The following is a 13,025-nucleotide window of genomic DNA, read 5'->3' as shown; positions in this document are numbered from 1 at the left end:
GCGCAGGCAGGCTTGGAGCCGCGGACCTCAGCCCCTCAAGGGGGCGATACCCGCGGCCTGGCAAAGCCAGTTCCGCGGTATCCCCCACCCCCGAAGCGCCTGCGGCGCTCCCCCTCAAGGGGGCGATACCCGCGGCCTGGCAAAGCCAGTTCCGCGGTATCCCTGGAGTGGGCGCCTGCCGGTTTCATGTGACGCGCCATGAAAAAAGCCCGGCATCTTGCGATGCCGGGCCTGTGTGCCTTCAAGGCCGCTGAAAGACTCAGGGCTTGCTGGCCGTCGGGAACGGCCAGGCAGCCTGCGGGTTCAACGTCGTTTGCGCAGCAGGAGCAGGCGCTACGGCAGCCTTGGCGGGCGCTTTCGCAGCCTTCTTGGCAGCGGGCTTCTTCGCTGCTTTCTTGGCAGCGGGCTTCTTCGCCGCAGCCTTTTTCGCCGGCGCCTTCTTGGCCGGCGCCTTCTTCGCTGCGGCCTTCTTCGCCGGGGCCTTCTTGGCTGCTGCCTTCTTGGCAGGCGCCTTCTTCGCCGGAGCCTTCTTGGCCACTACCTTCTTGGCGGGGGCCTTCTTTGCCGGCGCCTTCTTGGCGGCGACCTTCTTGGCCGCAACCTTCTTCGCCGGGGCCTTCTTGGCAGCGACCTTCTTTGCCGGGGCCTTCTTCGCCACTACCTTCTTGGCAGCGACCTTCTTTGCCGGGGCCTTCTTTGCAGCGGCTTTCTTAGCCGGCGCTTTCTTTGCAGTTGCCATTTCTATTTCTCCTTGATCAAGTTGAAAAAATTCAACCTTTTGAAGCACTCCACGCATGTTGGTCAGCGTGAAGCGATTCATGGCGTTGGAACGGATCCCAGCACCATGAACACCTGCGCCCTCAGCGGTGCCGCACTCTCCGGTGCGGTGTGTCGCTGAAGGCTATTTCTGAATGCACTTTGTTCTTGTCGGAAAGTTTCAATCCCAGGAGAGCGCTCCGCCCGACTGGTACTCGATCACGCGGGTTTCGAAGAAGTTGCGTTCCTTCTTCAGGTCGATCATTTCGCTCATCCAGGGAAACGGGTTTTCTTCGTTCGGGAAGAGCGTTTCGAGGCCGATCTGCTGCGCGCGCCGATTGGCGATGTAGCGCAGGTAGCCCTTGAACATGGAGGCGTTCATGCCGAGCACGCCACGCGGCATGGTGTCTTCGGCGTACTTGTACTCGAGCTCGACGGCCTTCATGAAGAGGRCCTTGATCTCGGCCTTGAACTCTGCCGTCCAGAGCTGCGGGTTCTCGAGCTTGAGCTGGTTGATCAGGTCGATGCCGAAGTTGCAGTGCATCGACTCGTCGCGCAGGATGTACTGGTACTGCTCGGCGGCGCCGGTCATCTTGTTCTGCCGGCCCAGCGCGAGGATCTGCGTGAAGCCGACGTAGAAGAACAGGCCTTCCATCAGGCAGGCGAAGACGATCAGCGACTTGAGCAGGGTCTGGTCGGTCTCGTGCGTGCCGGTCTTGAAGTTCGGGTCGCTGATGGCGTCGATGAACGGGATCAGGAACTGGTCCTTCTCGCGGATCGAGGCCACTTCGTTGTAGGCGTTGAAGATCTCGCTCTCGTCCAGGCCGAGCGACTCGACGATGTACTGGTAGGCGTGCGTGTGGATCGCTTCCTCGAAGGCCTGGCGCAGCAGGAACTGGCGGCATTCGGGCGCCGTGATGTGGCGGTAGGTGCCCAGCACGATGTTGTTGGCGGCCAGCGAGTCGGCGGTGACGAAAAAGCCGAGGTTGCGCTTGACGATGCGGCGCTCGTCTTCGGTCAGGCCGTTCGGGTCTTTCCAGAGCGCGATGTCGCGCGTCATGTTCACTTCCTGCGGCATCCAGTGGTTGGCGCAGGTGGCGAGGTACTTTTCCCAGGCCCACTTGTACTTGAACGGCACCAGCTGGTTGACGTCGGTCTGGCCGTTGATGATGCGCTTGTCGGCGGCCTTGACGCGATGCGTCGCGGGTGCAGCTTGCGTGGCCGGTGCCGGACGCACCGCCGCACCGTCATCGAGCGTGCGTGCGGCGAGGGGCGCTTGAGGGGCAATTTGCGAAGTCGGGAACTCCGACGAGCGGGCGACTGGCGCGCCGCTGTTCGATGGGTGCCGCAGTCCTTGCTGCAGATCCTTTGGCAAGGAGGGCTTGACTTCTTCGTCCCAGGTCAACATAGAAAAATCCAATGCTCAAATTATGTGAGCAACGATGTGAGTTGCAAAGAGCTCCTCACGTCGCGCTTCAATTATGTGGTCGTTATGTTGTTCGCATGCATCGCAATTTGTCGGTCGATGCCGCGAACCACCACAACTTCAGGCCGACATCACTGGCAGGCTTCGCAGGTCGGATCGTCGACGCCGCAGAACGCGATGTCGGTGGCGGGCATCGCGCTGAGTTGCGCTTGCGCTGCGAGCGCTGCAGCTTCAAGTGCGCTCATGCCCGACGACGCATCGCCGCTTCCCGACGACACCGCGTTGAGGCGGCCCGATTGCACGGTCGATTTCTCGGCGTGCGTCGCGCTCTGCGTGCGCAGGTAGTAGGTGGTCTTGAGGCCGCGCAGCCATGCGAGCTTGTAGGTGTCGTCGAGCTTCTTGCCCGATGCGCCGGCCATGTAGATGTTGAGCGATTGCGCCTGATCGATCCACTTCTGGCGGCGTGCCGCGGCCTCCACCAGCCAGGTGGTCTCGACTTCGAACGCGGTGGCGTAGAGCGCCTTCACGTCCTGCGGCACGCGGTCGATCGGGCGCAGCGAGCCGTCGAAGTGCTTCAGGTCCATCACCATCACGTCGTCCCACAGGCCCAGGCGCTTGAGGTCGCGCACCAGGTAGTGGTTGATGACGGTGAACTCGCCCGACAGGTTCGACTTGACCGACAGGTTGCCGAAGCAGGGTTCGATCGAGGCGTCGACGCCGATGATGTTCGAGATCGTGGCGGTCGGTGCGATGGCGACGCAGTTCGAGTTGCGCATGCCGTCGGCCTTGATCTTCTGGCGCAGCGCGTCCCAGTCGAGGGTGGCCGAGCGATCGACCTCGACGTAGCCGCCGCGGGCCTTCTCGAGCAGGTCGAGGGTGTCGGGCGGCAGCACGCCCTTGTCCCACAGCGAGCCCTTGTAGCTCGAGTACTTGCCGCGTTCGCGCGCCAGCTCGGTCGAGGCCCAGTAGGCGTGGTAGCAGATCGCTTCCATCGACTCGTCGGCGAACTGCACGGCTTCCTGCGAGGCGTAGGGGATGCGCAGTTCGTACAGCGCGTCCTGGAATCCCATCAGGCCGAGGCCGACCGGGCGGTGGCGCAGGTTGGAGTCGCGCGCCTTCTTGACCGCGTAGTAGTTGATGTCGATCACGTTGTCGAGCATCCGCATCGCGGTCGCGATGGTGCGCTGGAGCTTGGCCTGGTCGACCTTGCCGTCCTTCAAATGCTGCAGCAGGTTGACCGAGCCGAGGTTGCAGACCGCGGTTTCGGTGTCGCTGGTGTTCAGCGTGATCTCGGTGCAGAGGTTCGACGAATGGACCACGCCGGCGTGCTGCTGCGGCGAGCGCACGTTGCAGGCGTCCTTGAAGGTGATCCAGGGATGGCCGGTCTCGAACAGCATCGTGAGCATCTTGCGCCAGAGGTCCGACGCCTGCAGCGTGCGGCTCGGCGTGATCTCGCCGCGCGCGGCCTTCTCTTCGTAGGCGACGTAGGCGGTCTCGAAGTCGAGGCCGAACTTGTCGTGCAGGTCGGGCACGTTGGACGGCGAGAACAGGGTCCAGCTGCCCTTTTCCATCACGCGGCGCATGAACAGGTCGGGGATCCAGTTGGCCGTGTTCATGTCGTGCGTGCGGCGGCGGTCGTCGCCGGTGTTCTTGCGCAGCTCGAGGAATTCCTCGATGTCGAGGTGCCAGGTCTCGAGGTAGGTGCAGACCGCGCCCTTGCGCTTGCCGCCCTGGTTGACCGCCACCGCGGTGTCGTTGACCACCTTGAGGAAGGGCACGACGCCCTGCGATTCGCCGTTGGTGCCCTTGATGTGGCTGCCGAGCGCGCGCACGCGGGTCCAGTCGTTGCCCAGGCCGCCGGCGAACTTCGACAGCAGCGCGTTTTCCTTGATCGACTCGTAGATGCCGTCGAGGTCGTCGGGCACGGTCGTCAGGTAGCAGCTCGACAGCTGCGAGCGCAGGGTGCCGCTGTTGAACAGGGTCGGCGTGCTCGACATGAAGTCGAAGGAGGACATCACCTCGTAGAACTCGATGGCGCGGGCTTCGCGGTCGATCTCGCCCAGCGACAGGCCCATCGCGACGCGCATGAAGAAGGCCTGCGGCAGTTCGATGCGCGACTTGCGCACGTGCAGGAAGTAGCGGTCGTAGAGGGTCTGCAGGCCGAGGTAGTCGAACTGCAGGTCGCGCTCGGGCTTGAGCGCGGCGCCCAGGCGGGCCAGGTCGAACTGCAGCAGCTTCTCGTCGAGCAGTTCGTTGTCGACGCCCTTCTTGATGAAGTGCGGGAAGTAGTCGGCGTAGGCCTGGGCCCGTTCGGCCAGCGGCACTTCGCGGCCGATCACTTCCTTGAAGATCGTGTGCAGCAGCAGGCGGGCGGTGGCGAAGGTGTAGTCGGGGTCTTTCTCGATCAGCGTGCGGGCCGCGAGGATCGAGGCCTTGTAGACCTCGTCGAGCGGCACGCCGTCGTACAGGTTGCGCATCGTCTCGGCCACGATCGGGCTGGCCGTGATGCTGTCGCCGAGGCCGACGCAGGCCGATTCGATCAGGTCCTTGAGGTCGTTGAGGTCGAGCGCGACGCGCTCGCCGCGGTCCAGCACGTGCAGCGTGGAGACCGCGATCGGGGCGTCCTGCTCGCCCTGCTTGAGGCGCTCCTGGCTGCGGCGCTCGCGGTAGAGCACGTAGGCGCGGGCGATCTCGTGGTGGCCGCCGCGCATCAGGCCGAGTTCGACCTGGTCCTGCACGTCCTCGATGTGGAAGGTGCCGCCGCCCGGACGCGAGCGCACCATCGCGCGGACCACGGCCTGGGTCAGGCTGTCGACCGTCTCGCGCACGCTGGCGGAGGCCGCGCCCTGGGTGCCGTGCACCGCAAGGAAGGCCTTCATCATCGCGATCGCGATCTTGTTCGGCTCGAAGGGCACCACCGCGCCGTTGCGGCGGATGATCTGGTAGTGGGCCAGCGCATTGCCGGCGGGCGAGCCGGCGACGTCGCGCTGCTGCGACGTCGAGGAAACAGCGCGGGGGGCGGAGGGGGTGTTCAGKGCAGTTTGCATGCGATCCTCGATTCTTGTTGGGGCGGCGGTGCCAGTGCGGCCATGGTTTTAGGCGTCGAGCGCCGGGCAGGGCACACTATATCTAGGGTCTCGCGGGGCTACAACCCACTAGATGTAGTGTTTTCTACAAATATACACATTTGTGGAACGAGCCTGGGCGGTGCCGGATCGCGCTTCTGCCCCGTGGCCGTTGAACGACGCTAGCGCAGCCCGCGGCTGGCGGGCGTTTCCGCTGCATTTGGGCCTGGAAAGCGCATGGTTGCTGCACCTGGGCAGTGGCGGGGGCGCCGCAGCCGCGTCTGCGCAGCGACGCATCGCGTCACGCCGGCCGATAAAAAAAAACTAGCGGTCGATCGCGCCCGCGGGGAACATGGCGGGATCCCAGCCCAACTGCGCCTGCAGCAGGTGCCAGTCGAAGCCGGCGCCGGGGTCCTCCTTGCGGCCCGGCGCGATGTGCTGATGGCCGGCGATGTAGCGGATCGCATGGCGCTGCGCGATCGCGGGACACAGGCTGGCCAGGGTTTCGTACTGCGCGCGTTCGAATGGCCCGCCCTCGATGCCCTCGAGCTCGATGCCGATCGAATCGTCGTTGCAATTGGCGCGGCCACGCCAGCAGGACGCACCGGCATGCCAGGCACGGTCGTCGCAGCTGACGAACTGCCACAGCTCGCCATTGCGCCGCACATAGAAATGCGCCGACACCTCGAGGTCGCGGATGCTGCCGAAATAGGGGTGCGCATCCCAGTCGAGGCGGTTCGTGAACAGTTGCTGGACCTCGTCGCCGCCGTACTGGCCGGGCGGCAGGCTGATCGAATGCAGCACGATCAGGTCGATCTGGGCCGTGGCAGGGCGCGGCCCGAAGTTGGGCGAGCGCAAGGTCCGCGCGAAGCGATACCAGCCGTTCTTCCAGAGACCGGCGGAGGCTTCGGGCTCGGGCCGGCGCCGGGCCGCCCCAAGGCGGCCTGCGGCCCCCTTGGGGGGCAGCGACCCACACGCAGTGGGGGAGCGTGGGGGCTCATTCATCGGCGCCGAAGCCATGGGGGTCGTCGCCGTTCGGGGTCGCGATGCCCAGGCGTGCGATCCGGTAGCGGATCTGGCGCAGGCTCAGGCCGAGCCGGGCCGCCGCGGCGGTTCGGTTGAAGCCGGTCTCCTGCAGCGCCCGGATCAGGATCTCGCGCTCTTGCTGGTCGAGGTAGCCCTGCAGGTCACTGGGAACTTCCGGCGCGGCCTTCGACGGCGCGGCCGTGACCGAGGCGGACGCCGCCAGGTAGGCCGGTGGCGCGGGTTCCGACAGCGGCGCTTCGGCCGCCAGCGTCGTGCTGCCGGCGAAGTCGAGGTGCAGCCTGTCGCCGTCGCTCAAGGCCACGGCGCGGTGCAGCAGGTTCTCGAGCTCGCGCACGTTGCCATGGAGCGGATGCTCGGACAGCCGCTGCAGCACCTCGGTCGACAGCGTCGGCACCGGCATGCCGGCGTCGTGCGCGATGCGCGCCAGCAAGGCCTCGCACAACGCCGGCAGGTCGCCGCGGCGCTCGCGCAGCGCCGGCACCGCGATCTCGATCACGTTGAGGCGGTAGAACAGGTCTTGCCGGAACCGGCTCGCCTGCACCTCCGCCTGGAGGTCCTTGTGGGTCGCGCTGACGATGCGGACGTCGACCGCGTCCTCCTGGGTCGAGCCGATCGGGCGCACGCTGCGTTCCTGGATCGCGCGCAACAGCTTGGATTGCATCGCCAGCGGCAGATCGCCGATTTCGTCGAGGAACAGCGTGCCGCCGCGCGCGGCCTGGAAATAGCCGTCGCGATCTTGCGAGGAGCCGGTGTAGGAGCCCTTGCGGGCGCCGAAGAACTCGGCTTCGAGCAGGTTCTCGGGAATGGCGCCGCAATTGACCGCGACGAAGGGGCCGTCACTGCGCTGGCTGCAGGCGTGCACGGCGCGGGCGACCAGTTCCTTGCCGGTGCCGGATTCGCCGCGCACCAGCACCGGGGCCATGCCGCGCGCCACCTTGGCGATGCGCGCCTTGACGATGCGCATCGGTTCCGAGTCGCCGACCAGTCGCTCGAGCGCGGCCTCGCCGCCGCTGCCGATCGGGCTGGCGATCCTGGCGCCGTCCTCGGCCCGATCGTCGACCGGCCGCGCGACGCTGGTGCTGCCCAACTGCGCGGTGGCCTGCACCGCGGATGCCACCACGGTCCGGAACTGCTTCAGGTCGACCGGCTTGGTCAGGTAGTCGAAGGCGCCGGCCTTGAGGGCCTCGACCGCGTTCTCGGCCGAGCCGTAGGCGGTCATCACGACGCAGCGCTCGCTGCGCTGGTCCTGCTGGATGCGCTGCAGGATCTGCATGCCGAGCCCGTCGGGCAGGCGCATGTCGGTGATCACGGCATCGAAACGGCCGGCGTCCAGGTGCTGCGAGGCCTCGGCGACGCTGCCGGCGGCCTCGACCCGATAGCCCTCGCGCAACAGCGTGAGTTCGTAGAGCGTGCGCAGATCGGGCTCGTCGTCGACGACCAGGATCTGGGCGGGGCGCGATGCGGACGGGTGGGGTGTGCTCACGCGGCTATTGTGTCAGCCGGGTCTCGGCCGCGGCAAACGAAACGTAGAACGCGTTGCCTTCGGGGCCGGACTCCGACAACGCGCGGCGCTCGTAGCCGATGGTGGCGTCGTGCCGCTCGCACAGTTCCCGGCACAGGAAAAGGCCCAGTCCGCTCGAGCGGCTTTCGGAGGAGAAGAAGGGCTCGAACAAGTGCCGCTGCACCGCCGGTTCGAGCGGCGCGCCGTCGCTCCAGATCTGCAGCGTGGCCCGGCCGGCGGCGTTGAGCCGGGTCGTGACCTGGATCGAGCCATCGCGATCGCCCGCGTAGCGGGCCGCGTTGTCGAGCAGGTTCACGAGGATGCGGCGCAGGTGCTCGACGTCGAAGCGCACGTCGCTGCCGGGGGCGTCGAGCGCCAGCAAGACGCCCTGGCGCTGCGAATGCAGCACCCATTCCTCGGCCAGCGTGCGCACGGTGGCATCGAGCGCCAGCTGTTCGCCGAGCGGCAGCACGCGCTGCTGCCGGGCCCGCGCGACGTCGAGCACGTCGTCGACGATGCGCGCCAGGCGCTGCGCGTTCTGCTGCACCATGGTCGTCAACTGGCGATGCGCCGGATCGACCAGGTCCTCGGCCAGCAGCGCGCTGGCCTGGGTGATGGCGGCCAGCGGGTTGCGGATCTCGTGCGCCACCGCGGCCGACATCCGGCCCATGGCGGCCAGCTTCTCGGTGCGGATGCGGGCCTCGAGTTCGCGCAGATCCTGCAGGAACATCACGCAGAGGCTGTCGGAGCCCGGGTCGGGCGAGCGGGTCAGCCGTGTGCGCACGCGCACTTCGCGCGCCGCGCCCTGGGCCTGGGCGAGCGGGATCTCCTTCGACTGCGGGGTGCGGCGCGCGAAGGTCTGGCGTGCCAGCGCGGCCAGCGAGGCCCAGGCCGGATAGGCATTCAGCGTGAAGGGCAGCTCGATCCGGGCCAGGCCCTGGCCCAGGATGGCGTCGGCGGCGGGATTGGCGGCGTGCACCTGGCCCTGCGCATCGACCACCAGCACGCCTTCGCTGAGCGTCTCGATCACCAGGTCGTTGACCAGCGCATGCATCTGTGCGGCGCTGCGGTTGCGCTGGGCCAGCGCCTCCTCGCGCGTGAGCCGGCGCGCCATCTCGTGGGCGATCAAGGCGACCACGAACAGGCCGGTGCCGGTCAGCGCCGCCTGCACGAAGCGCGGCGAGGTGTCGGCCGGCTGCTCCAGCCAGTACCAGGTGGCATGGCCGAGCAGCAGCAGCGTCGCGGCCGCGGTGGTGCCGAGGCCGACCGTGCCGATGCCCAGCACGGCACCCATCAGCACCGGCAGCGCGAACAGTGGCGAGTAGTTGATGCCCCCGACCTGCAGCACCTGCAGCGCCGCGAAGACGACGAGGTCGACGCCGATGGTCGCGAACCAGGTGCGGCCCAGGCTGCGGATCTGCTGCATCGGCGAATAGCGCGCGGTCAGCAGGGTGGCCACCAGATAGGCGGCGCACAGCGCGATCGTCGCCGGCTGCGCCGACTGTCCGAGCATCAGCGCGAGGCCCTGCAGCAGCAGCAGCACCGCCGCCACGAAGCAGCGCGCGGCGACGAAGCCGCGCCACAGGCGCTTCAGCGCGGTACTCTGGCCGCTGAACTGTTCGAGCGAACTCCAGTCGGTCGCGGGTTCGCCATGGGCACGCAGGAACGCGGTCATGCCGGACGCTCCGGGGCCTGTTTCATTTCCCGTCGGCTTCGCGGTGCGCCGTGCTGCAGTACACGGCGCCGTCGGGGCCGGCGATGGCGTCGGCGGCCGGCAGGTGGAGCCCGCAGTGCGCGCAGCGCACCATGGCTTGCGGCGCGCCGACAGCCGGGGGCTTCTGCGGCGGCGGGCGCGACCGCATCTCCTCGCGCCGGTTCTTGCGCCAGAGCCAGATCGCGATGAAGACGACCGCGAAGACGAGCAAGTATTTCATGAGATGGGGCGCGACAGCACGACTTCGAGTACGAAGCGCGAACCCACGTAGGCCAGCAGCAGCAGCGCCGAGCCGGCGTAGAGCACGCGCCGTGCGGTGCGGCCGCGCCAGCCGAAGCGGGCGCGGCCGGTCAGGAGGATCGCGAAGGTGAGCCAGGCCAGCACCGAGAAGACGGTCTTGTGGTCCCACTTCCAGCCGCGCACCGCGCCGCCGTACAGCGTCTCGCTGAACAGCAGGCCGGCCAGCAGCGTGGCCGACAGCAGCACGAAGCCCGCGGTCACGAATCGGAAGGTGAGGCGTTCCATGGTCAGCAGCGGCACGCCGCCCTGCGGCTCGGCGGCAAGCCGGATCTGCTTCTCGGCCCGCGTCATGAGCCAGGCATGGACCACCGCGGCGCCGAACAGGCCGTACGAAGCGATCCCGAGCGCGAGGTGCAGCGGCAGCCACGGCGAGGCCGAGACATGCAGCGGCGTGCCGGGGAACAGTACCGCCAGCAGGACCGCGGCGGCGCCCAGCACCGCCAGCGTGCGGCGCACCTTGAGCTGCGGATAGAGACTGCTTTCGATCGCGTAGACGGTCAGCACCAGCCACGCCGTGACCGAGATCGCCGGCGCGAAGCCGAAACGCGGCGTGCCGCCGACCAGCCCGGCGGCCAGCGCCAGGGCGTGCAGCAGCCAGGCCAGCCCGAGCAGCCAGGGGATCGTGGAGCGGCTGAGGCTGGAGGCGGCGGCAGCGGTGACGCCATAGGCGGCAGCGGTGGCGATGCCCAGTGCCACGCCGAGCGGGGAGGGGATCGCTAAAATCATCGGCCGGAGTTTAGCTTCTCGCCTCCTGCGGAATGCCGTCGCTCCCGTTCTCATACCGATCCCGTCCAGCGGGAAGCACCATGGCCAGCGCCCTCACCGAAAAATTCACCCGCCTCGTCAAACAGGTCAGCGGCCAGGCCCGCATCACCGAAAGCAACGTCCAGGACATGCTGCGCGAGGTGCGCATGGCCCTGCTCGAGGCCGACGTCGCCCTGCCCGTGGTGCGCGACTTCGTCGCCCGCGTGAAGGAAAAGGCGCTCGGCCAGGAAGTGCTGGGCTCGCTGAAGCCGGGCCAGGCGCTGGTCGGCATCGTCAACCGCGAACTGGCGGCCACGATGGGCGAGGGCGTGGCCGACATCAACCTGGCAGCGCAGCCGCCGGCCGTGATCCTGATGGCCGGCCTGCAGGGCGCCGGCAAGACCACCACCACCGCCAAGCTGGCCAAGCACCTGATCGAGAAGCGCAAGAAGAAGGTCCTGACTGTGTCGGGCGACGTCTACCGGCCGGCCGCCATCGAGCAGCTCAAGACGGTGACGAAGCAGGCCGGCGCCGAGTGGTTCCCGAGCACGCCCGACCAGAAGCCGCTCGACATCGCCCGCGCCGCGCTCGACCATGCCAAGCGCCACTTCTTCGACGTGCTGCTGGTCGACACCGCGGGCCGACTCGCGATCGACGAGGTGCTGATGCAGGAAATCCAGCAGCTGCATGCGGCGCTCGATCCGGTCGAGACCCTGTTCGTGGTCGACGCCATGCAGGGCCAGGATGCGATCAACACCGCCCGCGCCTTCAAGGAGGCGCTGCCGCTGACCGGCATCATCCTGACCAAGACCGACGGCGACTCGCGCGGCGGCGCCGCGCTGTCGGTGCGCCAGGTCACCGGCGTGCCGATCAAGTTCGCCGGCGTCAGCGAGAAGATCGACGGCCTCGAGGTGTTCGACGCCGAGCGCCATGCGGGCCGCATCCTGGGCATGGGCGACATCGTGGCGCTGGTCGAGCAGGTCACGGCCGGCGTCGACGTGGCGGCGGCGCAGAAGCTGGCGGCCAAGGTCAAGAGCGGCGCCGGCTTCGACCTCAACGACTTCCTCGGCCAGCTGCAGCAGATGAAGCAGATGGGCGGACTGTCGAGCATCCTTGACAAGCTGCCGGCGCAGATGGCGGCCAAGGCGACCGAGGCCGACATGACGCGGGCCGAGCGCGACATCCGGCGCAAGGAAGGGATCATCAACAGCATGACGCCGCTGGAGCGCCGCAAGCCCGAACTGCTGAAAGCGACGCGCAAGCGCCGCATCGCGGCCGGCGCCGGTGTCCAGGTCCAGGAAGTGAACCGGCTGCTCAACGAGTTCGAGCAGATGCAGGGAATGATGAAGAAGATGAAGGGCGGCGGCCTCATGAAGATGATGAAGCGCATGGGCGGCATGAAGGGCATGCCCCCGATGGGCGGGGGCGGCGGGATGCCGCGCTTTTGAGCGTGGCCGAGCCCATCCGCTTGTGAGTCGTGGGCGGCGCCTGCCGCCCTCTCAGACGACGCTGACTTCCAGCCGCTTGCCCAGCGTCGCCAGCGCCTGTTGGATGCTGTCCACGCGCGTGCGGTGTCGAAGATCGGTGAGCCGGTTGACCTCCTGGGCGCTGGTGTGGAGCTTGCGCGCAAGGTCCGCAGGGCGCACCTTCTGGCGCACCATCTCGTTGAGAAGCAGCACCTTGGCGCTCAGGCTGACCGGCTGCTCGATGGCGTCCCTGCCTTTGGCGACGGGGCGCGGGGCCGGTACCTCGCGCCGGTCCTCGAAGTAGAAATCCAGCGCGGTGACCAGCGCGTCCTGCGCCATCGCGAGGGCTACCTCCCTCGTCGGCGCACTGGACAGGCCTCGGGGCTGCGGGTGTCGGTCTGAGAACCGATTCGAGACCCAAGAAAACCCGCGACAGCGGGGGGGGGGGGGAATAATCTCAATTTTTCGCGTGATCGTCTGCGCGATCGCAGATATTGATAGGCTTGATCCTTCTAAATTAGGCGCATGTCGCATGCCTATATTTCAGGGAGGAAAAATCCATGTCGCAAGATATCTTTTTGAAACTGACCGGCATTACCGGTGAAGCGCAAGACGCCAGCCATAAAGACGAAATCGAAATCTTGGATTGGGAATGGGAAATCACCCAGCAATCCACCATGCATGCCGGCAGCGGCGGCGGTGCCGGCAAGGCCACCGTCAGCGACCTGACCTTCGACCACTACGTGGACCGGGCCAGCCCCAACCTGCTCAAGTACTGCCTGACGGGCAAGCACATCGACACGGCCACCCTCGTGGTCAGAAAGGCCGGGGGCTCCCCGCTGGAGTACCTCACTATCACGATGGGCGATGTGATCGTTACCCGAGTTGCCCCGAAGCTCCAAGCCACCATGTCGCGAGCGAGAGAAACAATCAGCCTCGCCTTTGCCCGCGTGAAGCAGGAATACGTGATTCAGAACCAGCAGGGCGGCTCCGGTGGCACCGTCGT

The 13,025-nt window shown here is 67.2% G+C and carries 11 protein-coding genes; 2 read left to right on the top strand and 9 right to left on the bottom strand.

Annotated elements, in window-relative coordinates; genetic code table 11:
• Positions 1 to 259: 259 nt before the first annotated feature.
• From AC1D2E_RS32005 to AC1D2E_RS31970, 8 genes are all read right to left on the bottom strand, one after another.
• Positions 260 to 739 carry a histone H1-like DNA-binding protein gene (locus tag AC1D2E_RS32005; RefSeq protein ID WP_478173360.1) on the bottom strand — a complete coding sequence of 160 codons (480 nt, stop codon included), beginning with the start codon at positions 737 to 739 and terminating at the stop codon, positions 260 to 262.
• 198 nt (positions 740 to 937) lie between these two features.
• Positions 938 to 2,164 (bottom strand): ribonucleotide-diphosphate reductase subunit beta, encoded by a 1,227-nt coding sequence (locus AC1D2E_RS32000; RefSeq protein WP_478201127.1) that lies wholly within the window; start codon positions 2,162 to 2,164, stop codon positions 938 to 940.
• 149 nt (positions 2,165 to 2,313) lie between these two features.
• The gene (locus AC1D2E_RS31995; protein ID WP_478201126.1) at positions 2,314 to 5,229 is read right to left on the bottom strand and encodes a ribonucleoside-diphosphate reductase subunit alpha; all 2,916 of its coding nucleotides are present in this window, start codon (positions 5,227 to 5,229) and stop codon (positions 2,314 to 2,316) included.
• A gap of 342 nt (positions 5,230 to 5,571) precedes the next feature.
• Positions 5,572 to 6,252 (bottom strand): 1,6-anhydro-N-acetylmuramyl-L-alanine amidase AmpD, encoded by a 681-nt coding sequence (ampD, locus tag AC1D2E_RS31990; protein WP_478201125.1) that lies wholly within the window; start codon positions 6,250 to 6,252, stop codon positions 5,572 to 5,574.
• A complete protein-coding gene (locus AC1D2E_RS31985; RefSeq protein ID WP_478201124.1) occupies positions 6,245 to 7,777 on the bottom strand; it encodes a sigma-54-dependent transcriptional regulator in 1,533 nt (510 codons plus the stop codon). Before AC1D2E_RS31985 ends, ampD begins: the two co-directional genes overlap by 8 nt.
• A gap of 4 nt (positions 7,778 to 7,781) precedes the next feature.
• Positions 7,782 to 9,470: a sensor histidine kinase gene (locus AC1D2E_RS31980; protein ID WP_478201123.1), complete on the bottom strand. Its 1,689-nt coding sequence runs from the start codon at positions 9,468 to 9,470 to the stop codon at positions 7,782 to 7,784.
• A gap of 22 nt (positions 9,471 to 9,492) precedes the next feature.
• Positions 9,493 to 9,729, bottom strand: a complete 237-nt coding sequence (locus tag AC1D2E_RS31975; RefSeq protein WP_478201122.1) for a PP0621 family protein — start codon at positions 9,727 to 9,729, stop codon at positions 9,493 to 9,495.
• Entirely contained in the window at positions 9,726 to 10,535 is an 810-nt protein-coding gene (locus AC1D2E_RS31970; protein WP_478201121.1) for a cytochrome C assembly family protein, read from the bottom strand. Before AC1D2E_RS31970 ends, AC1D2E_RS31975 begins: the two co-directional genes overlap by 4 nt.
• An 80-nt stretch (positions 10,536 to 10,615) precedes the next feature.
• Between AC1D2E_RS31970 and ffh the strand changes: the two genes are divergently transcribed.
• Positions 10,616 to 12,001 carry a signal recognition particle protein gene (gene ffh, locus AC1D2E_RS31965; RefSeq protein WP_478201120.1) on the top strand — a complete coding sequence of 462 codons (1,386 nt, stop codon included), beginning with the start codon at positions 10,616 to 10,618 and terminating at the stop codon, positions 11,999 to 12,001.
• Between the two features lie 51 nt (positions 12,002 to 12,052).
• Here ffh and AC1D2E_RS31960 read toward each other — a convergent pair whose 3' ends face one another.
• Entirely contained in the window at positions 12,053 to 12,358 is a 306-nt protein-coding gene (locus AC1D2E_RS31960) for a type II toxin-antitoxin system HicB family antitoxin (protein ID WP_478201119.1), read from the bottom strand.
• A 221-nt stretch (positions 12,359 to 12,579) separates the two neighbouring features.
• Here AC1D2E_RS31960 and AC1D2E_RS31955 point away from each other — a divergent pair.
• A partial coding sequence (locus tag AC1D2E_RS31955; RefSeq protein WP_478201118.1) for an Hcp family type VI secretion system effector occupies positions 12,580 to 13,025 on the top strand: 446 nt, incomplete at its 3' end.

Source organism: Variovorax sp. P1_H2 (assembly GCF_056405295.1).
The sequence above is the reverse complement of the archived record's forward strand: the minus strand, read 5'-3'. Positions and strand labels throughout refer to the sequence as shown.